At 61.0% G+C, this 20595-nt stretch carries 16 protein-coding genes; 4 read left to right on the forward strand and 12 right to left on the reverse strand.

Annotated elements, in window-relative coordinates:
- Positions 1 to 211: 211 nt before the first annotated feature.
- The 3 genes from C1X29_RS22240 to C1X29_RS22250 are packed head-to-tail and all read right to left on the reverse strand — an operon-like array spanning position 212 to position 1976.
- On the reverse strand, positions 212 to 883 hold the full coding sequence (locus tag C1X29_RS22240) for a GNAT family N-acetyltransferase (RefSeq protein ID WP_102718384.1): 672 nt from the start codon (positions 881 to 883) through the stop codon (positions 212 to 214).
- A 12-nt stretch (positions 884 to 895) separates the two neighbouring features.
- Positions 896 to 1342, reverse strand: coding sequence for a GNAT family N-acetyltransferase (locus C1X29_RS22245; RefSeq protein ID WP_085747959.1), 447 nt, complete (start codon positions 1340 to 1342; stop codon positions 896 to 898).
- A gap of 10 nt (positions 1343 to 1352) precedes the next feature.
- Positions 1353 to 1976 (reverse strand): FMN-binding negative transcriptional regulator, encoded by a 624-nt coding sequence (locus C1X29_RS22250; RefSeq protein WP_085747958.1) that lies wholly within the window; start codon positions 1974 to 1976, stop codon positions 1353 to 1355.
- A gap of 92 nt (positions 1977 to 2068) precedes the next feature.
- Between C1X29_RS22250 and C1X29_RS22255 the strand changes: the two genes are divergently transcribed.
- The gene (locus tag C1X29_RS22255) at positions 2069 to 3622 is read left to right on the forward strand and encodes a PLP-dependent aminotransferase family protein (protein WP_102718385.1); all 1554 of its coding nucleotides are present in this window, start codon (positions 2069 to 2071) and stop codon (positions 3620 to 3622) included.
- Here C1X29_RS22255 and C1X29_RS22260 read toward each other — a convergent pair.
- The 7 genes from C1X29_RS22260 to aspA form a co-directional block, all read right to left on the reverse strand.
- The gene (locus C1X29_RS22260; protein WP_256584387.1) at positions 3619 to 8238 is read right to left on the reverse strand and encodes a DUF6543 domain-containing protein; all 4620 of its coding nucleotides are present in this window, start codon (positions 8236 to 8238) and stop codon (positions 3619 to 3621) included. The genes C1X29_RS22255 and C1X29_RS22260 overlap by 4 nt on opposite strands.
- A gap of 111 nt (positions 8239 to 8349) precedes the next feature.
- A complete protein-coding gene (locus C1X29_RS22265) occupies positions 8350 to 9453 on the reverse strand; it encodes a polyamine ABC transporter substrate-binding protein (RefSeq protein WP_102718386.1) in 1104 nt (367 codons plus the stop codon).
- Positions 9450 to 10475, reverse strand: coding sequence for a histone deacetylase family protein (locus tag C1X29_RS22270; RefSeq protein ID WP_007954279.1), 1026 nt, complete (start codon positions 10473 to 10475; stop codon positions 9450 to 9452). The genes C1X29_RS22265 and C1X29_RS22270 overlap by 4 nt, the downstream gene beginning before the upstream one ends.
- 132 nt (positions 10476 to 10607) lie before the next feature.
- Positions 10608 to 11606, reverse strand: coding sequence for an AraC family transcriptional regulator (locus C1X29_RS22275; protein WP_102718387.1), 999 nt, complete (start codon positions 11604 to 11606; stop codon positions 10608 to 10610).
- Between the two features lie 88 nt (positions 11607 to 11694).
- The gene (locus C1X29_RS22280) at positions 11695 to 12699 is read right to left on the reverse strand and encodes an asparaginase (RefSeq protein WP_102718388.1); all 1005 of its coding nucleotides are present in this window, start codon (positions 12697 to 12699) and stop codon (positions 11695 to 11697) included.
- Between the two features lie 99 nt (positions 12700 to 12798).
- Entirely contained in the window at positions 12799 to 14244 is a 1446-nt protein-coding gene (locus C1X29_RS22285; RefSeq protein ID WP_085747953.1) for a sodium:alanine symporter family protein, read from the reverse strand.
- A gap of 442 nt (positions 14245 to 14686) precedes the next feature.
- Positions 14687 to 16111 (reverse strand): aspartate ammonia-lyase, encoded by a 1425-nt coding sequence (gene aspA / locus C1X29_RS22290; protein ID WP_003229645.1) that lies wholly within the window; start codon positions 16109 to 16111, stop codon positions 14687 to 14689.
- 180 nt (positions 16112 to 16291) lie between these two features.
- Between aspA and C1X29_RS22295 the strand changes: the two genes are divergently transcribed.
- On the forward strand, positions 16292 to 17203 hold the full coding sequence (locus tag C1X29_RS22295) for a LysR substrate-binding domain-containing protein (protein WP_085747952.1): 912 nt from the start codon (positions 16292 to 16294) through the stop codon (positions 17201 to 17203).
- Between the two features lie 57 nt (positions 17204 to 17260).
- Here the strand turns inward: C1X29_RS22295 and C1X29_RS22300 are convergent, their stop codons facing one another.
- Together C1X29_RS22300 and C1X29_RS22305 are read right to left on the reverse strand one after the other, a co-directional pair.
- Positions 17261 to 17848: a hypothetical protein gene (locus tag C1X29_RS22300; protein ID WP_085747951.1), complete on the reverse strand. Its 588-nt coding sequence runs from the start codon at positions 17846 to 17848 to the stop codon at positions 17261 to 17263.
- Positions 17849 to 17882: 34 nt separating this feature from the next.
- Positions 17883 to 18488, reverse strand: a complete 606-nt coding sequence (locus C1X29_RS22305; protein ID WP_102718389.1) for a reprolysin-like metallopeptidase — start codon at positions 18486 to 18488, stop codon at positions 17883 to 17885.
- A 493-nt stretch (positions 18489 to 18981) separates the two neighbouring features.
- Between C1X29_RS22305 and purE the strand changes: the two genes are divergently transcribed.
- Both purE and C1X29_RS22315 read left to right on the forward strand, forming a co-directional pair.
- Positions 18982 to 19473 carry a 5-(carboxyamino)imidazole ribonucleotide mutase gene (gene purE, locus C1X29_RS22310; protein WP_007954291.1) on the forward strand — a complete coding sequence of 164 codons (492 nt, stop codon included), beginning with the start codon at positions 18982 to 18984 and terminating at the stop codon, positions 19471 to 19473.
- A 10-nt stretch (positions 19474 to 19483) separates the two neighbouring features.
- Positions 19484 to 20566 (forward strand): 5-(carboxyamino)imidazole ribonucleotide synthase, encoded by a 1083-nt coding sequence (locus tag C1X29_RS22315; protein ID WP_085747949.1) that lies wholly within the window; start codon positions 19484 to 19486, stop codon positions 20564 to 20566.
- Positions 20567 to 20595: the final 29 nt, after the last annotated feature.

Genomic DNA, 20595 nt, shown 5'->3' on the forward strand with positions numbered 1-20595 from the left:
GTCCTTTTGTTATAAGCGGGGCGTCCTGTATAGCGGAGGGTTTTTACAGAATGATGTACGGACTATGTGCATTCTTTTGCAGTTCAGGCCTCAGATTTGGACGTTCATCTGCAATTCATTGCAGATCCGACGGTGGCGAAGAGTCGAAATCGCAGCCTTGGACATCGCTTGAACGAGATGACACAGGCTGCGCTCTTTTACGTTCACTGGTTCAACCGCGGCACTCAACCAACCCCTTCACCTGCCCATCCGCCGTCTGATTCTCATCGCTCAACCAGCGCTCGAACCCCGCCGCAATCGCCGGCCATTCCGAGTCCAGAATCGAGTACCACGCGGTGTCGCGGTTCTGGCCTTTCACAACCATGTGCTGGCGAAACACACCTTCGAAGCTGAAGCCCAAACGCTCGGCCGCGTATTTGGAACGGGCGTTGCCGTTGTTGCATTTCCATTCGAGGCGGCGGTAGCCGAGGGCGAAGGATTCTTTGGCCAGCAGGTAGACCGCCTCGGTGCTTTTCGGCGAGCGCTGCATCGGGGCGCCGAAGGTGACGTGGCCGATTTCGATGCGGCCCTGGGCCGGGACGATCGACATCAGGCTGAGGATGCCTTGCACCTGGCCGCTGGCGCGGTCGATGACGCTGAAGAAATACGGATCTCTGTGGGCGGCGTGATTGTTTAGCCAGTCATTGAAGGCGCTGCGCTCCGGAAACGGGCCGTAGGGCAAATAGTCCCAGAGTTTCGGGTCGGCGCCGGGGCCTTGCAGGGCATTGAACAGGTCGTCGCCGTGGCGTGCCGGGTCGAGTTTTTCCAGGCGGATGAAGCGGCCTTCGATCAGGGTGGTGGAGGGTGGCGGCACGCCTTTCCAGTCAGCGAGAGAAATCGTCATGCGCGTGGCTCCTTAAATGGCTTTGCGAAACTGGATGAAACCCGGGCGCTCGGCGATGCGCTCGTAGAGCTGAATCGCCGTGGCGTTGGTTTCGTGGGTCAGCCAGTGCACCTTGCAGCACCCGTCGGCCTTGGCCGTGGCGTAGACGTGTTCGATCAGCAGGCGACCGACGCCAGTGCCACGGGTTTGCGGCTCCACCAGCAGGTCTTGCAGGTAGCAGGAGTTTTCGATGCTCCAGTTCGAACGATGGTAGATGAAATGCACCATGCCCACCGCTTTGCCGTCAGCCCAGGCGAGGGCGGCATGGGTCGGTTCGTTCGGGTCGAGAAAACGCTGCCAGGTGCTCTGGCTGACGGCGTCCGGCAATTCAGTGTTGTAGAAGCGCAGGTAGGCCTGCCACAGCGGCAGCCAGGCCGCGTGATCGACGGCGCTGACCGGACGGATGTCGATCTGACTCATGGTGATTTCCTTAACGCATCAAGTGAGCGAGGGTTTGATCGTTGATGTCGGAGCTGGCAGCCAGGCCTTCGCGCACGCCGGCGATGTCTTCGGCGCTGCGGTTCTGGCTGAGCTTGCGCTTGCCTTCGAGGCGATCGATCGGAATGGCGAACCCGACGATGGCCTTGAGCATGCCGTCGATGTAATCGGCCGGGGCATCGTCAACCGACCAGGGCTGGGCGCGGCCGGCCTCATGGCGGTTGGTGAGGGTGCTGACGATGTCCAGCAGGCGACCACCGTCGCTGAAGGTTTCGGCGTGACCGTAGGCGTGCACGGCAACGTAGTTCCAGGTCGGCACGACTTTGCCGTGCTCGGCCTTGCTCGGGTAAAAGCCCGGGCTGACGTAGGCATCGGCACCGGGGAAAATCAGCAGGGCCTCGGCGCCGTCGCGCAGGTCTTTCCACTGCGGATTGGCCTTGGCCAGATGCCCGTACAGCGTGCCGTTCGGACCTTGTTCGCGATGCAGCAACACCGGCACATGACTGGCTTGCAAGCCTTGTTCACCGTGGGTCACCAGGATGGCGAGGCGGGTGGCGAGGATCAGTTCGTGCAGTTGGGACAAGTCGTCGATGGCAAAGGCGCGGGGCGTGTACATGGAGATAATTTCCTTGGCGAATGGCTGCATCGTAGGCAGGCTATTGGTCTGTTGTAAGAGCCATTGATGACCAATTTCATAGGTCCATTGTCATGCCCGATTCGACCACGCTGTCACTGCCGTTCAACCCTGCCGGTATCGAGCTCGACCGCCGCAAAGGGCTGAGCCGTCAGCTCTATCAGGCCTTGCGCCTGCGGGTGCTCGACGGACGTCTGGCCAGCGGCACGCGCCTGCCGGCCAGCCGCGATCTGGCAGCGGCGCTGGGGATTTCCCGCAACAGCGTGGTGCGCGCCTACGATCAGCTGTATGCCGAAGGTTTCATTGAAGGCCGGGTCGGGGACGGCACTTATGTGGCGCAGTTACCGCAATCGGTGGCGCCCGCGAAAAAATTATCCACAAAAGTATCCACAGGGTTTTCAACAGGCTTACCCACAACCTTATCCACAATTTCGGTCAATTCCACTGGGTATTTATCCAGCAAAGTTATCCACAGTGGTGCATTGCAGCGGCTTGAGCAGAACCATTTACCGACGCCACCGAGCGGTCCGCCGCGAGCATTCCGGGTCGGTGTTCCGGCGTTTGATCTGTTTCCGTTCGACGTCTGGGCCAAGCTGAACGCGGCGTTCTGGCGCAAACCCGATTTGCAGCAACTGTGTTACGGCGACCCGGCGGGCGATGCGCGCCTGCGCGGTCTGATCGCCGCTTATTTGCGCAGTTCGCGCGGCCTGCAGTGCTCGGCTGAGCAAATTGTGATCACCAGTGGCGCGCAACAGGGCATCAGCCTTTGTGCACAGTTGCTGGTGGAGCCGGGCGCCGGGGTGGGCATCGAGAATCCCGGCTATCGCGCAGCGGGTCATGCGTTCGCCTTGGCCGGCGGTCGATTGCACGGTATTGCCGTGGACGAAGAGGGCATCGACTGCGCGGCACTGGCGGCCGCCGAAGATTGCCGGGTGGCTTATGTCACGCCGTCTCATCAATACCCGACCGGTGTGGTGATGAGCCTGGCGCGACGTCTGGAACTGCTGGCCTGGGCCGAGCGCACCGGCGGCTGGATCGTCGAGGACGACTACGACGGCGAATATCGCTACACCGGCGCGCCACTGGCTCCGCTGGCTGCGCTCGATCGCCAGGGTCGCGTGTTGTACGTCGGCACTTTCGGCAAGGTCGCGTTCCCGGCGCTGCGCCTGGGGTATCTGGTGTTGCCGCCGGGGCTGGTGGAAGCCTTTGCCCAGCGACGCGCGGTGGATGTCCGGCATTCCGAAGTGAGCACTCAAGCGGTGATGGCCGAATTCATGGCGGCCGGGCATTTCCAGCGGCACATCCGGCGGATGCGTCGGGCAGCCCTCAGTCGGCGTAACGCCCTCATCAACGGTTGGCCGCAAGGATTGGCGGGCGTGGGTGAGCTGCCGGCGGTGTCAGCGGGACTGCATCTCACCGTGGCGGTCGACAGCGTGGCCCGCGAACAACAGCTGATCGAGCAGGCCGCCAGCGTGGAAGTGGAAGTCCACGGCCTGAGCAAGTATTGGCTGCCGGACTCGACGACCCTGATCGATCAGCGCGCCGGTCTGGTGCTGGGTTTTGCGGCGGTGCCGGAGCCGGCGATCGAGTCGGCTCTGGCCCGTCTGCGTGAAGTCTGGCGCCCTTAAGCGTCTTTCGGTTGAGCCTGCGGCTGCGATTTCAGGAACAGATCGCGTACCTGCGGATCGACGATGCGCCGTAGTGCATTGTCGACGGCATCGAAGGTGCTGAGTGACTGCCGCGTTTTGTCATCGAGCGTCTGCAGATAGGCATCGGCCGGTTTCAGGTGGGCGGTGGTGTACAGCTCATCTGCATCCCCGAGCTGGTCGTAGTGGAAGTGCGCCACCCACAGCGGCTTGTCAGCGTTGTTCCTGTCGAGAATCCGATACTCCTGAAAGTAGTCCCCGCGATAACGGGTACGAATGCGCCCGCGAGGGTCTTTGCTGACCTTGACCTGCCCGTTGTCGTGCATCCAGTGGAAATAGGTTTCCCGAGGTTTGCGGTGTTTAAGCATGGTCGCATAGACCGCTATGCCTTCGGCCTGTGTGCGGATGGCACCCGCGCGCAGGTTCGGGATGAGGGAGGTGACGGGCCACGGATCCTTCCTGGCGTTTTTTCTTCGGGTGATAGCGCTTTCGACGTCATTGGCCGCTTGCTTGAGCCGCTCGACTTGCTGTTCGAACATGTCGCGGATGTCGGCGGGAATGCGCCCTGGTCGCTTGGCATCCTCGCGGGTCTTCCTGTTGAATCGGTCGATGTCCGCTTCAAGCTGGATGGCCGATGAAAGAAGGTCCTCGTCATCCTTGGGCATCTTCGGGTCAGGTCGTCGAGTGGACAGTTTGACGAACGGGACCTCTGCGCTGGAGTCGCCGTCCGGGGCAGTGGAAGCCTGCTCGTCCACCTCTGGGCGGGGGCGGCTCTTGGAGACCTTCACTTTGGACTGTGATGTGGAGGGCTGCGCTCTGGACTTGACGGGTGCCGGTCGTTCCTCAGGTTCAGGCAGTTCCGTGGTCAGTCGATTGCGAGCCAGCAGGTGGAACTCGCCGATCAGCTCGCGAACCCTGTCGAGTCTGTCCTGGACGAACTGGCCGGGATGGTCGGCAGGCAGCTGTTCGACGCGTTCACCGAGGCTGGCGAAGAGGTCGTTCCATTGCGACAGGCGTTCGAGACGCGCTGGCTGTCCGTCTGCGGTCACCGCTGTTTTGCTCAACAGGATCAGCTCATGGCTGGCGTCGGCGGCAGCGGCCGTAATGATCCCGATGGCAACACGGGCGGCATTCATGGCGGCCCCCGGCTGTTCCACGACACAGCGTTCGTAGGACATGCCGATTTCATTGGCCTTGAGATCGAGCGGGCTGAAGTCCGGCAGCAGCAATTCCAGTCTTGTGGCCACTTCTCTGGCCTTGACCGAGTGGCTGTTCAAGACCTGCAGCGAACGGTCCAGGGTCTGCAGGCTGACAATCATTTCGTCGCTCATCGCGGTGGCGACGGTGGCTATTTCGATCTGTTTGTTTCGCGGTATCGCTGTCTGGTTGATTGCGCTGTCGACGAATATTTGCGTGGTCTTGGCATAAGTCCGCATCTTCACTCGCAGCCACGAGCCAAAACAGCGGTGCTGACCCAGAGTAAGGCTCATCAGCTTGGCCTGGTGTACCGAGCCGCCGCCCCCTGCCTCGCGCCAGATCTCGAGTTGGTCCAGGGCCTTGGTGTAGTCATTGCCCAGCTTCGTGGCGCGGTCCAGATAAATGGACGCGGAGTGCTCGAATCCGGCTTCGCTGATATCCCGTGGAAGGGCGACCAGTGCTCGCAGCAGCAGTGTTTTCGCTTCGGTTTCGCCTGCTTCAAATTGTTCCAGCTCAGTCCACGCTGCATCCATGATCTGTTTTTTGGATCGACGGAATGCCTCGATCCGGCTTCTCGGCATCCCGCCGCGCAAGCGCAGTTTCGGGTCCCAGTGCCATTGTCCGGCCGTCTCGTCGTATTTCAGGGCCATGCCGATACGCTGTGGGTCGGCCGGGTCAACGATGTGAACCGGCTCGCCTGGCCGGGCGATCACTTCAAACCAGCGCATGCCGACCTGGACGCACGTCTTGCCGTCGAGGGTGTAGAGGTGAGTGACCGACGAGGCTCGTTTGCCGCTCAAGTCAGGTGCGGCGATGCTGAAACGGTCGAGCATCGCGATGAAGCGTGCGCTGGTGCCAGATCGCAACAGCGTCCCCTGTTCGAGTTGAGTGAAATGATCGGCAGGGACTTCGCCGGTGACAACCAGCGGATCGAGGACGACCGATGGCGCGACCGCTGGCGCAGGTTGCGGCGTTCTCGCGGACGCCACGCTCTCCGGCGTCCCTTGCTCGAACTCGTACGATTTACTCCGGCGCGGCGACCAGGAGCGGTTGCGTCGTACCACGGCGTGCTGAGTCATGATGATGCCGAGGGTGAGCAGAACGTCGGCGGTGGATTGCCAGGCCACCAGATTGTCGTCGCGTTCATGGGCATCAATCGCCTGCTGAATCTGCGTGATGGTCTGCCAGACCCAGACAGCGGTGCCGGCTGCGCCGCTCATGAAGTTTGCGGCGACGCTGAAAATGGCCCAGCCGCTGTCCGCCAGAAGTGCCCAGCGGCGCTCACGGTTGGACTGTGACTGACGGTTCGCAAGCTCGATCAGTGCCTGACTGTTCGCCGTGTACAGCGAAGCGAGGATGTCGCCGTCGAGCGGCGCATTTTCCAGTTCGATCGGGCCGGTCAGGTCCAGATGCATGAACGGTTCCGTGGCCAGTTGAGTGACGATCCACGGCGAGGGCAGACCCACCGGGAAGGCGTATTGCGAGTACTCGAAACTCAGGGCCGCGCTGCCCATCCAGGCGAGTACCGAATTGCGCAGTTCGCCCGCCTGATACAGCGCATACATCAGGTTCTGCAACGAAGCGAACTGCATCAATGGGGTGTCCAGCAGCGGTCGGTACAAAAGACAGGGGCCGTGTGCGTGATCTCGCGGACAAATGATGAACATGTTGGCGACCACGTCCGAGCGCCGGCTCAAGCGGCGGCGCGGGACAAACGCCAGAGGCCGGATGGTCACCGGATGTTCGGCCGCCGGCAGTTTGCGGCTGATGGCATCCATCAACTGGCAGACATAGGCATAGCCACGCTCATCGACTGCACCCTGGCGTCTGAGTTTGCACTCCAGCGCGAGCATCGGTAGAAGCGTCGGCAGCTGGCGCAGATAGCGAGTCCGGTGCGCGGTCGAACGGATCGGATCATCGATCAGCGCGCGTTTGATCAGTTGCGGATAGTGACCACCGATGTCGACCTTTTCCGCGACGGCGGTCAGAAAATCCAGCGTCAACCAGTCAGGTACGGCTCGGCCATCGTCGAAGGCGATCGTGGCCTGATAGGGCGTGGCGTTTTGCAGGGCAAATTCACCCAGGGTTTCGTGTACCTGATCAAATGGATTGGGCAGCGTGAAGCCGCCGGTTTCGAGGCTGTTCGTCACCGTGATTCGCAGCTGTTCCAGAGGCAGGTCGGCGGCGCCTTCAGCGCTTTCGTCGGCAATGATCGCTTCACGCATCCGACGTTCGGCGTAGGGTTTGATCAGGGGAATGTCGTCTTCCCTGAACGCGCCATTCCCGGCTTCGTTGCGCAACGTGCCGAGCTCGGCAACGTAGCGGCTGTAGTCCTGCAGGTCGTGCGCCGACCCTTCGAGCAACCAGTCGGGAATGGCCTCTTCCAGCTGGTCGAGTCGAGCCCGCTCAAGTGGGCTGAATCGACTGCGGCGCTGTCGCCCGGAGCCGGCGTGGGCACTGATCGACCGGCTGGCGGGATCCAGTGCCTCGATCGCGCCGAGCTGGTTGCTGATCTGCGCCTGTGCGACGGCATCGAAGATGTTTCCTTCGGGCTCGATCAGGCGCCATTTCAAGGAGCGATCGGACAGCCGGGGATCGAGTCGCTGCGGCAATGTTTCTCCCAGCGCGTTCAGCGAGTCGAATGATTCATAGCCATCGGCAACGGTGTACATCAGGATCCGGTTTCGTTTTTTGACGGTGGCGGTCAGCACGAGAGCGCCGGCGACAAGCAGGTGTGTGCTGTCCTCACCGTCGACGAGTTCGATGTCCATCAGGCAGGCTTTCAGTCCGACGAAATCGTTGGCTGCGGTCGAGCGCTCACTCCGGTCCGGATGCTGCGCGACAAATCGTGCGAATGCGCATTCGTCGGCGTCCCAGCCGCTGGCCGACTGCACATTTGCCGCCGAGCACAACTGATCGGACAGCTCTTGCCAGCGTGGCTGGCCATTGGCGGACTCGTTCCAGTAATCGAGCTGACGCTGCTGATATTCGAGGAACAGAAAAGGTGCGAGGTCGTTCACCAGCGCAGTGATGTCGTCCATGCTCACCGGCAGAAGCGTGGGAGGAACTGCGTTGGGTGTTCGGGTCAGGAAGTGCTCGCCTTCGATGTAATCGGCTGTGGTCTTGTGCAGGCAGTGCTGGATGAAGGCATGGGTCAGCGACTCGAAGGCGAAGACCCTGGCGGTGCTCTGTGAAGTGTCGGTCTCGCGCAGAGGTGTCGCGAGCATGCAGTGATCCGGATCGATGTGTTGGTCGGGATAGCTTTTGTTCAGTCCTTCGCGCAACAACGTAGAGGCGACTTGATGCAGCGAATAGCCCTGGCCGGTCAGTTCGACCAGCCGGCTCTGTTTCAGCAAAGGAGGGGAAACGTCTGAGGCGGCGGCAGGTTCAGTCATGTTCATGTCCAAGGGGAAAAATCGGACACTAAAATCCTGGCCGCGCTGCGATGCGGTACATAGATCTTGCAGGCAAAAAAAGACCCGCGGCTGCGGGTCTGGTTGGGTCGCAGCGCTTCAGGTGCCGGACTTGATCTTGGTCCAGGCCCGGGTGCGCGCCCGTTCCGCATCACGCGGCAACGGTTGCAGGGTGTAGAGCGTGTTCATCGCCGCATCGGTCGGGTACAGATTCGGGTTGTTGCGAATCGCCGGGTCGACAAGTTCGGTGGCGTCCTTGTTCGGGTTCGGATAACCGACAAAATCGCTGACCGACGCAATCACCTGCGGTTGCAGCAGGTAGTTGATGAAGGTGTAGGCATCCTGCGGATTCTTCGCACCTTTCGGGATGGCAAGCATGTCGAACCAGATCGGCGCGCCTTCTTTCGGCAGACGCATGTCCACCACCACGCCATTTTTCGCTTCCTTGGCGCGGTTGGCCGCTTGCGAGAAGCTGCCCGAATAGCCGACGGCAACGCAGATGTCGCCGTTGGCGATGTCGGCCATGTACTTGGACGAATGGAAGTAGGTCACGTACGGACGAATCTTCATCAGCAGCGCTTCAGCCTTGGCGTAGTCCGCCGGGTTCTTGCTGTTGGGATCCAGGCCGAGGTGTTGCAGGGCCAGCGGCAGAATCTCCGATGGCGAGTCGAGCAGGGCCACGCCGCACTGCTTGAGCTTGCTGATGTTCTCTTCCTTGAAGATCAGGTCCCAGCTGTCCACCGGTGCGTTGTCACCCAGCGCGGCCTTGACCTTGGCCGGGTTGAAGCCGATCAGGATAGTGCCGTACATGTACGGCACGGCGAACTGGTTGCCAGGGTCGTTGGCCTCGATCAGCTTCATCAGTTTCGGGTCGAGGTGGTTCCAGTTCGGCAACTGGCTGCGATCCAGCGGCTGGAACACCCCGGCCTCGATCTGCTTGGCGAGGAACACGTTGGACGGCACTACCACGTCATAACCGGAGTTGCCGGTCAGCAGCTTGGCCTCCAGCGCTTCGTTGGTGTCGAAGATGTCGTAGACCAGTTTGGTCTGGCTGTTCTGCGCCTTGAAATCTTCCAGTGCCTTGGGAGTGATGTAGTCGAACCAGTTGTAGACGCGCAGGGTACGTTCTTCCGCATGAGCGCCGCCGCTGCTCAGCAGCGCCGCGCACAACGCCGGCGCGATGAAGTGCTTGAGTCTGCTCATTGTTCGAAACCTTCAAGCACGTTCACCGCGTTGATGCCGATTTCTTCCACCGCGTAGCCACCTTCCATGACGAACAGGGTCGGTTTGCCGAGGGCCGCGATGCGTTTGCCCATCGCCAGGTAATCCGGACTGTCGAGCTTGAACTGCGAGATCGGATCGTCCTTGAAGGTGTCCACACCCAGCGACACGACGATGATGTCGGCGCCGTAGTTGTCGATCTCCTGGCAGGCCTGATCCAGTGCCGCGCTCCAGACGTCCCAGCCGGAACCGGCCGGCAGCGGATAGTTGAAGTTGAAGCCTTCACCGGCGCCTTCGCCGCGTTCGTCTTCGTAGCCTAGGAAGAACGGGAATTCCGCTTCCGGATGGCCGTGGATCGAAGTGAACAGCACGTCGCTGCGCTCGTAGAAAATCGATTGGGTGCCGTTGCCGTGGTGGTAGTCGACGTCGAGGATTGCGACCTTCTTGTGGCCCTGATCGAGGAACGCTTGCGCGGCGATGGCGGCATTGTTGAGGTAGCAATAACCGCCCATCAAATCACCGGCAGCGTGGTGTCCCGGTGGACGGCACAGGGCGAAGGCACCACGGGCGCCGCGCTGGATTTCCGCTTGTGCGGTCAGTGCCACTTGCGCCGCGCTGTACGCCGCTTGCCAGGTGCCGGCGGTGATCGGTGCGCCGCCGTCGAAGCTGTAATAGCCGAGCTGGCCGTGCAGGCTGGTCGGTTTGACCTGACGCAAGGTGCGCGCCGGCCAGGTGTAGGGCAGCAAGTCACCGTCGGTGTTGAATTCGGTCCAGCGCGCCCAGGCGCCTTTGAAGAAGTCGAGGTAGTCGCGGCTGTGAATGCGCTCGATCGGCCCGAGGCCGAAATCCTTCGGCGCCTCGACCGGGCCGAGGTTTTGATTTTTTACCCGTTGCAGCACGTGGTCGGCGCGTGACGGCATCTCGAAGCAAGGCTTGAGTTGCCCGTCGATCAATTCGCAGCGGCCATGGTGCAGGTGGTGATCGTCAGAGTAGATCGTCAGCATTTGTTGTTCTCCGCAGGGGCTGATTCGGTTGGCTCCAGTGTTGCGGCGCGGGGCGAATCGGAGAACGGCCAGAGAGGCCAAAAGGGGATCGATATGGCCAAAAATACTGACCTGATATCGCCCCTCGACGGTTTAACCGTGTGGTCGGAACTGACTCGGCGCCACACCGCTCCAGCGCACGAAGGCATGGCGGAAGCTCGCAGTCTCGCTGAAACCGAGGGTTTCGGCGATGCGGTAGATCGGCAATTGATCCTCGCAAAGCATCTGCTTGGCTCGCTCGAAACGCAGTTCGTCGAGCAGCTCCTGATAGCTGCAACCCATGTCTTTCAGATGCCGGCGCAGCGTGCGTGGCGAGCAGTTCATCTGCTGCGCCAGACCTTCCAGCCCCGGTGCGGCATTGAGTTGTGCGCTGAGCAACTGGCGGATCCGCCCCAGCCACGCCTGGCGGCCGGTGAACTCGGTGTTCTGTTTGCGGCAACGCTCGGCCATGGCCTGGTGAGTGATGATGTCGGCCAGCGGCAGCGGCTGGTCGAGCCAGCGCCGGTCGAAGGCGAAGGCGTTGTCCTTGGCGCCGAAGTGCAGCGGCGCCTTGAAGTGTTCGGCGTAGCTGTCGCGGTAATCCGGTGCGGTGTGTTCGAAGCGGGCAGCCAGCAATGGCAACGGATGGCCGAGCAGGTCGTCGCAGATGACTTTCAGCGACACCAGGCAGAACTCCGCGTTGAACACCGCCATCGCCGGGCTCTCGCGATAATCGGCGGCGACAAACCAGACGCGCTCGCCGTCATCTTCCAGGCTCAGCTCGAAAAGTGTTCCCAGCAGCGCCGGATAACGGATCGCCAGGCGCAAAGCGTCACCGAAGGTGGCACAGGTCAGCAGCGCGTAACCGAGGATGCCGTAGCAGGAAACATGCATGCGCCGGCCCAGCTCCAGACCGATGTCGTGTTTGAGCGCGACCGCGTTGGCGCAGACCTGCATCTCCTGATTGGTGGTGATGCGGGTGTCGGCCCGGCTCAGATCCGCCGCGCTGATGCCGCTGCCGGCCAGCAGCGCTTCGCTGGACAGGCCTTGATCCCTGAAGGTGTTGAGCACCAGGGAGACGGCGTTGAGGGTGGTGAGGTGGGAGTGGAGCATCGGGGACTTCCAGCCTTGGGGTGCTGGAAACGGCAGCAAGTTGCATGCCGGGCTGTGGGAGCAGAGGTGCTCCCACAGCTTGTTGCGATCAGATGAGCTCGCCGCACAAGTCGAGTTCGACCAGTCGCCCCACTTCAGCTGTCTCAAGACCCGCACCAAGCAATCCGTTCAACTTGCCGAACGCTGCTTCGCGGGTCATGCCGCCACCGGACAACACGCCAACGCCACGCAAGCGGCTGCCCGCTTCGTAGACATCCAGTTCCACACCGCCTTCATGGCACTGCGTGACCGCAACCACCACGACACCGTTGTCCCGCGCCCGGCCAAGGCTGGCGAGGAATTGCGGGTTGTCGCTTGGCCCGGTGCCGCTGCCGTAGCACTCCAGCACCAGACCCTGAATGCCGCTGTCGAGCAGGCCGTCGATGATCTCGGCGCCGATGCCCGGGAACAGCGGCAATACCGCCACCTTGGCCAGTTGCTTGGGCTGGTTGTAGTTCAGCGCTGCCGGCAGGGACGTGGCCTTCAGGCCGCCGCCCTGACGCTCCAGGCGTTTGAACGGATGACGGCCGAAGCTGCGCACTTTCGCGCAACGGGTCGGCGCCAGCAGTTCGCCGTGGAAATAAAGGTGTACACCCGGCGCCAGGCCTTGGCCGAGGGCGACCAGCGCACCGCTGAGGTTTTCCCAGGCGTCGCTGTCGGTGACGCCGGCCGGCAACATCGAACCGGTGAAGCACACGCGGGCATGCAGGCCGAGCAACTGGAAGCTCATGGCGGCGGCGCTGTAGGCCAGGGTGTCGGTGCCGTGCAGGATCAGTACGCTGTCGCAGCCTTGCACATCGACCGCGTCGACGACTGCTTCACGCAGTTGCTGCCAGTAGGCCGGGGTCATGTTGGCGCTGTCGATCAGCGGCGACATCTCGCGAAAGCGCCACTGCGGTACGACCAGCTCAGGCTGGCTGTGCAGGTAGTCGCGCATCCGCGCTTCGAAACCGGACGCCGGGGCCAGGCCATTGGCGCTGGCCTGCATGCCGATGGTGCCGCCGGTGTACAGCACCATGACGTGCTGGGCGGCAGGGTAGGTCGAGGAATTCATGGGGAGTTCTCCTGAACGAAGACAGCATGCTGTCGAGCATGACGCCGACCGCCGCCTGTGTCACGCCGGGCGCAAGACCTGCGCCCGGTTTTTACCCGATCAGCGTTGCGCTGCAGGGATGCCTTGCGGCTGAGCGTCGGCCTGGGTGTCGGCCGACGGATTGGCAGGCCAGGCCTTCAGGTCCAGATCCAGGTCGCTGAACTTGCTGGAGTCGAACACCGGCTGGTCGACGCCGGCGCGACGCTGCGCATCGTAGTCGCGCATCACGCGCATGCCGACCTTGAACAGCATGGCCAGGGCCACCAGGTTGACGAAGGCCAGGCAGGTCATGGTGATGTCGGCGAAGGCGAACACGGTCGACAGATCCTGCATCGAACCCCAGACCACCAGCGCCAGCACCAGGCCGCGGAACGTCATCAGCGCCGCGCGGTTGCGGGTGAGGAACTGCAGGCTGTTTTCGCCCAGGTAGTAGTTGTAGAGGATGCAAGTGAAGACGAACAGCGACAGCGCGACGCTGACGAACATGCGGCCCCAGTCACCCACCACGGCGGCCAGCGAGTTCTGGGTCAGGACGATGCCGTCACCTTCGAAGCCCGGGGTGTAGAAGCCCGACAGCAGGATCAGCAGCGCGGTGCAGGTGCAGATCACGAAGGTGTCGAGGAACACGCTGAACGCCTGAACCACGCCTTGAGCGCCCGGGTGCTTCACGGCGGCCACGGCGGCGACGTTCGGCGCACTGCCCAGGCCCGCTTCGTTGGCGAACACGCCACGTTTCACGCCCATCACGATTGCGCTGCCGAGCAGGCCGCCGAAGGCCGGGTCGAGACCGAAGGCGCTCTTGAAAATGGTTTCCAGCATGGCTGGCACGTGTTCGATCTGGGTGCCGATCACGTACAGGGTCACGCCGATGTAGGCCAGGGTCTTGATCGGTACCAGCAGGTCGGACACCGAAGCGATGCGCTTGATGCCACCGATGAAGGTAATGGCCAGCAGCACTGCCAGGACGATACCGGTGTGTTGCGGATCAAAGGCAAAGGCGTTTTGCAGCGAGTGGGTCACGGTGTAGGACTGCAGGCCGATGAAGGCGAATCCGTAAGTGACCAGCAGCAGAATCGAGAACACCACCGCCATGCCTTTGAGTTTCAGGCCGTGCTGGATGTAGTAAGCCGGACCGCCACGGTACAGGCCATCGCCATCGGCGCGCTTGTAGACCTGGGCCAGCGTACATTCGAAGAAGCTGCTGGACATGCCGACCAGAGCGGTCACCCACATCCAGAACACCGCACCCGGACCACCGAGAGTCACGGCGATGCCGACACCGGCGATGTTGCCTGCACCGACGCGGCCGGCGAGGCTGAGCATCAGGGCCTGGAACGAGCTGAGCTGCCCGGCGCTGCCTTTGAGGCTGTCGCGGAACACCGCGAACATGTGGAAGAAGTGGCGCAATTGAACGAAACGCGAGCGAATCGTGAAGTAGCTACCGAGCCCGACAATGAGCACGATCAGTACTTTCCCTGAGAGGAAGTCGTTGATGACTTCGAGCATGGATTTTTCCTCGCTGTTTATTGTGTAAGCAAATGCTGGATAGTCGGAAACATCGCGTTACACCGGTGTGCGCGCGGCACAACGGGCGAGGCGAGGGTTTCGTCCCGGATCCATATCGCGGGTTTGTTATTAGTTCGGGTTTCGCATGGGTTATGGCCTCGTTACCGACGACCGCTCACGCGAAGAGGGGCGGCACTATACCGATCAGTGCGGCGCCCGTCTGCACGGTTGTGGTGCAAGCGACGAAACGAAGCTTTGAAACACCCGACGTTACCGGCGTCGGGCTTGTCTGGGAGCCGGTTTGCAGCCAGCTTCCATACATACGGTTCTCAGGTTCAAACAGTTAAAAAAAAGGGCTCGGGGAATGCTCCCCAAGCCCTCAAAAGGTGAGAGGTGTCTAGTCCCTCGACCTGGTGAGCGGTGCTACAAGTAACGCGTCGGATCAGGCCTTCAGAGGCACCAGACGCGGAGCAATCATGTTTTCCGGGCGCAGGATGTCGGCGAGCATGGCTTCGTCGAGCAGACCTTCTTCGCGCACCAGTTCCAGCACGCCGCGGCCGCTTTCAAGGGCGATACGGGCGATGCGGGTGGCGTTTTTGTAGCCGATGTACGGGTTCAGTGCGGTGACCAGACCGATCGAGTGTTCGACCAGTTCACGGCAGCGCGCTTCGTTGGCGGTGATGCCGACGATGCAGTGCTCGCGCAGCATGTCCATGGCGCGTTGCAGCAGGCGGATCGAGTCGAGGATCTTGAAGGCGATCAGCGGCTCCATCACGTTCAGTTGCAGTTGGCCGCCTTCGGCTGCCATGGTCAGCGCCAGATCGTTACCGATGACCTGGAATGCCACCTGATTCACGGCTTCCGGGATCACCGGGTTGACCTTGCCTGGCATGATCGAGCTGCCTGGCTGACGCGCCGGCAGGTTGATTTCGTTGATGCCGGTACGCGGTCCGCTGGACAGCAGGCGCAGGTCGTTGCAGATCTTCGACAGCTTGACTGCGGTGCGCTTGAGCATGCCGGAGAACAGCACGAAGGCGCCCATGTCGGAAGTGGCTTCGATCAGGTCGGCGGCTGGAACCAGCGGTTGACCGCTGATCAGCGCCAGACGCTGTACGGCCAGGGCCTGGTAACGCGGGTCAGCGTTGATGCCGGTACCGATCGCGGTGCCGCCCAGGTTCACTTCGGTCAGCAGTTCCGGGGCCAGCGTCTTCAGACGGGCCAGGTCTTCACCCATGGTGGTGGCGAAAGCACGGAATTCCTGACCCAGGGTCATTGGTACGGCGTCTTGCAGCTGGGTACGACCCATCTTCAGGACGTGGTTGAATTCTTCACCCTTGGCTGCGAAAGCCTGAATCAGGCTGTCGAGGCTGGCCAGCAGCGCGTCGTGACCCAGCAGCAGACCCAGACGGATCGCGGTCGGGTAGGCGTCGTTGGTCGACTGCGCCATGTTCACGTCGTCGTTCGGGTGCAGGTACTGGTACTCGCCTTTCTGGTGACCCATCGCTTCAAGAGCAATGTTGGCGATCACTTCGTTGGCGTTCATGTTGGTGGAGGTACCGGCGCCACCTTGAATCATGTCGACCACGAACTCTTCGTGGAAATCGCCGCGGATCAGACGTGCACAGGCTTCGCTGATGGCAGCGTGCTTGGCTTCGCTCAGGTGACCCAGCTCACGGTTGGCGTCAGCGGCGGCCTGTTTGACCATCGCCAGACCGACAACCAGCTTCGGGTAGTGCGAAATCGGAACGCCCGAGAGGCGGAAGTTATTCACCGCTCGCAGGGTCTGGATGCCGTAATACGCTTGAGCAGGGACTTCGAGGGCGCCAAGCAGGTCGTTTTCTGTGCGGAATGATGCAGCGGAGGACATGATAGAAATCATCTCGATATGGACCCGGTCTGTGCCGGAACGCTGCGAATGCTAGGCTTGTGGGAATTTTTGGGCCAATGCTGTTAAACACTGCCCTATGCACATTCGGCATAATGCCCGTGTGACGCCGCGTGCGCGGCAGACGTGTGACCTGTTTTGGTGCGTGTCCGGGAGGACGTGATGAATCTGGAAAGCAAATGGCTCGAGGACTTCAGTGCTCTGGCTGCCACCCGCAGCTTCTCGCAGGCGGCCGAACGGCGCTTCGTGACCCAGCCGGCTTTCAGTCGGCGGATCCGCAGCCTGGAAGCGGCGCTGGGCCTGACGCTGGTCAACCGCTCGCGCACGCCAATCGAGCTGACGGCGGCGGGGCAACTGTTCCTGGTGACCGCGCGCACCGTGGTCGAACAGCTCGGTGAAGTGCTGCGCCATCTTCATCATCTGGAAGGCGGGCAGGGCGAAGTGATCCAGGTCGCGGCGGCGCACTCGCTGGCGCTCGGTTTCTTTCCGCGCTGGATCGCGCAATTGCGCAACGAAGGCCTGAACATCGCTACCCGGCTGGTGGCGACCAACGTTGGCGACGCGGTGCACGCGCTGCGTGAAGGTGGCTGCGATCTGATGCTGGCGTTCTACGACCCGGACGCGGCGATGCAGATGGACCCGGAGATCTTCCCGTCGCTGCACCTGGGCCAGACCGAAATGCTTCCGGTATGTGCGGCGGATGCCAATGGCAAGCCGCTGTTCGATCTGGAAGGCGAGGGCAGTGTGCCGTTACTGGCGTACAGCGCCGGGGCGTTTCTCGGACGCTCCGTGAACGGCTTGCTGCGTCAGCGTCAGCTGCGCTTCACCACGATCTATGAAACCGCCATGGCCGACAGCCTGAAAAGCATGGCGCTGGAAGGCCTCGGCATTGCCTGGGTACCGCAGCTGAGCGTGCGGGCCGAGCTGGCGCGGGGCGAACTGGTGGTCTGCGGCGGCGCGCAGTGGCATGTGCCGCTGGAGATTCGTCTGTACAGATGCGCGCTGGTGCGCAAGGCCAATGTGCGGTTGTTGTGGCGCAAGTTGGAGGGCGGCGCGGCGAGTGGCAATAGCTGAGTGATGGAAGCAGAGGCGAACTTTGTTTTCGCCTCTGCCGAGTCTCCAGGCGAACGGTCAGCCTTTGCTGGCCAAATGGTTTTGTATGTTTTCCCGGTTTTTCTGGCTGAAACTGTAACAAATGGATCTGAGTGGATGGGGTTGTGGGGTCATGTACGTTTCACACCACCAGCCGTTGTATTGAATTTCCGAATCTTCATGTCGGGCGCCCAGCAAGTGACCGACTTCATGACCCACAGTGATCCGGCTGCCGAGAGAAGAGATTGCAAAGTTTCCGGTATTGAGTGGAGGCCATAGCAGTGCAGCCCCCCCAGTCCTCTCATTCAGGTTTTCTTTAGTCAGCAGAACGACCTGATCCAGCGGGCCAGTCTCGAAGCCTTCGGCCTTGGCCAGCTCCAGGTATTGGCGGCCCAGTATTTCCCAACTTTTCAAGGTCCGTAGCGGGTCATCACCTTTGTAGTTGAACTGGCTGTAGGGTGCGCCCCTGCCAAAGACAACATTGAATTTTCGATCGATAAAGCTTTCCAGCTCTTTCACAAAAGGCTGGAAGTGCTCGGCGTAAATACTCGTGGTTGTCGTCGCCGGAATATCGTCGTGAACGACGGCGAAGATATTGATGTCTCGTTTCTTGTTAACAATGGTCATCCGTAATTCCTTTTTAAGTTCGGCATGCCTTGCCTCAGTCCCAGTCTTCCTCGGGACGCAGGGTCGATTGCACTGGGCCTGTTACAACTTTTGTGCTCAGGTACTTACGAATGTTTTCTCGATTTTTATCACTGAAACGGTCGGCGTTGCTTCGCAGTGGAGAGAACTCATCACTCGACATGACCGTTTCGCTCCACCATCCGTTGTAGAGAATTTCGGCGTCTTCATGTGTTGCACCGAACATGTGCCCTACTTCGTGAGCGGCCGTGCTGACTTTTTCTGTCGAGGCGATACCCACGTAACCTGGGAGTTCGGCAATTCCCCGTGTACGGCTGTTTATGGAGTTGCGCGTCAGTAACAGGAACTTGATCAAGCGCAGGTCAAGATTAGTGTTTCGATACTTGTCGACCTTGGTTTTCCAAGCGCTCAGTGAGGCACGTTCGTTCAAGTTTTGATACGGATGACTGCTCAGGTCCCTTGCTTCTGATGGTTCGATCAATCGAATCAGCATTTTGCGGCCGGTAATGCTCTCAATCTCCGCTGCAAGCCAGGAGAAGTGCCTTTTGTATAGATCTTCCTTAGTGTAGTCCGACAGGTCTTCGTGGATGAAAACTTGTAGTGCTATTGGTTCCTTTAGCATGTTTAAATCCTTTTAATGTTTGAGTTGTTGCGGGTTTTAGCAATGCGCCCAGCTTGCGATGTATTGCAAGAGGTATAACGGTAGTGGGTATTTCTGGTTGATATTGATATTGTCGGTTGTGGTGATTGGCTGCGTCAGTAAGTTGTGGGTGATTGTTTATATACCATGCGCGATGAGTTATGACGCTCAGGAGTGTTTTGAATTTTATTACATGGATGCTGCAGTGAGTTAATTGCGTTCCCGATATAACTTGATCGCTATGTATTTCGTTTGAACGGTAGAGGCGCTGTTCTTGATTTTCGAGTCAGTAAAATGAGTGGTTCGGTGCAGATGACAGATGGTCGCCACGGGGGCTGTTTATTGCTTTCTTTGCGGTATACTGCGCGGCCTTCGGCCGGTTCGTCCGGCCATTTTTCCTACAACAAGCCACGCATCCTGCGTGGCTTGTTGTTTTTGACGCGCCTGCGGGCGCCCAGAGAGAAGAGGCGCGACGATGAGTGCACTGGTTGGCGTGATCATGGGCTCCAAGTCCGATTGGTCCACCCTTAGCCACACCGCCGATATGCTGGAAAAGCTCGGCATCCCTTACGAGGTCAAGGTGGTTTCCGCCCACCGCACCCCGGATCTGCTGTTCCAGTACGCCGAAGAGGCTGAAGGCCGCGGCATCGAGGTGATCATCGCCGGTGCCGGTGGCGCAGCCCACCTGCCAGGCATGTGTGCGGCCAAGACCCACCTGCCGGTGCTGGGGGTGCCAGTGCAGTCGGCGATGCTCTCGGGCGTCGACTCGCTGCTGTCGATCGTGCAGATGCCGGCCGGTATTCCGGTTGCCACCCTGGCCATCGGCAAGGCCGGTGCGATCAACGCAGCCCTGCTGTCGGCGAGCATCCTGGGCGCCAAGCATCCACAATTCCACGCGGTACTGAAAACCTTCCGTGCCGAGCAGACAGACAGCGTCCTGGACAATCCAGACCCACGTATTGCCTGAGGTTGTTGAGATGAAGATCGGTGTAATCGGTGGCGGCCAGTTGGGTCGCATGTTGGCCCTGGCGGGCACCCCGCTGGGCATGAACTTCGCTTTCCTCGACCCTGCGCCGGACGCTTGCGCCGCTGCGTTGGGCGAACACCTGCGGGCCGATTACGGCGATCAGGATCACCTGCGCCAGTTGGCCGATGAAGTCGATCTGGTGACCTTCGAGTTCGAAAGCGTCCCGGCGGAAACCGTGGCGTTTCTTTCGCAATTCGTGCCGGTCTACCCGAGTGCCGAAGCCCTGCGTATCGCTCGCGACCGCTGGTTCGAAAAGAGCATGTTCAAGGACCTGGGGATTCCGACCCCGGCGTTCGCCGACATCCAGTCGCAAGCAGACCTGGACGCCGCCGTCGCTTCGATCGGCCTGCCTGCTGTGCTGAAAACCCGCACCCTGGGTTACGACGGCAAGGGTCAGAAAGTCCTGCGCAAGCCGGAAGACGTGGTCGGTACCTTCGCCGAACTGGGCAGCGTGCCTTGCCTGCTGGAAGGCTTCGTGCCATTCACCGGCGAAGTGTCGCTGATCGCCGTGCGCGCCCGCGATGGCGAGACGAAGTTCTATCCACTGGTGCACAACACCCATGACAGCGGCATTCTCAAGCTGTCGGTCGCCAGTTCCGATCACCCGCTGCAGGCCCTGGCTGAAGACTACTCCAGCCGCGTCCTCAAGCAGTTGAACTACGTCGGCGTGATGGCGTTCGAGTTCTTTGAAGTCGACGGTGGCCTCAAGGCCAACGAAATTGCCCCGCGCGTGCACAACTCCGGGCACTGGACCACCGAAGGCGCCGAGTGCAGCCAGTTCGAAAACCACCTGCGGGCCGTTGCCGGTCTGCCGCTGGGTTCGACCGCCAAGGTCGGCGAGAGCGCGATGCTCAACTTCATCGGCGTTGTTCCGCCGGTCGAGAAGGTTATCGCCATCGACGATTGCCACCTGCATCACTACGGCAAGGCCTTCAAGGCCGGGCGCAAGGTCGGTCACGCCAACCTGCGCTGCAAGGACAAGGCGACCCTCGAGCAGCAGATCCTCAAGGTCGAAGCGCTGATCGCCGAGTAACGACAGTTTCATCCGGCAGCGGCGGAACC

This window comes from Pseudomonas sp. GW456-12-10-14-LB2, from assembly GCF_002884345.1.
Taxonomy (GTDB): domain Bacteria; phylum Pseudomonadota; class Gammaproteobacteria; order Pseudomonadales; family Pseudomonadaceae; genus Aquipseudomonas; species Aquipseudomonas paraglycinae.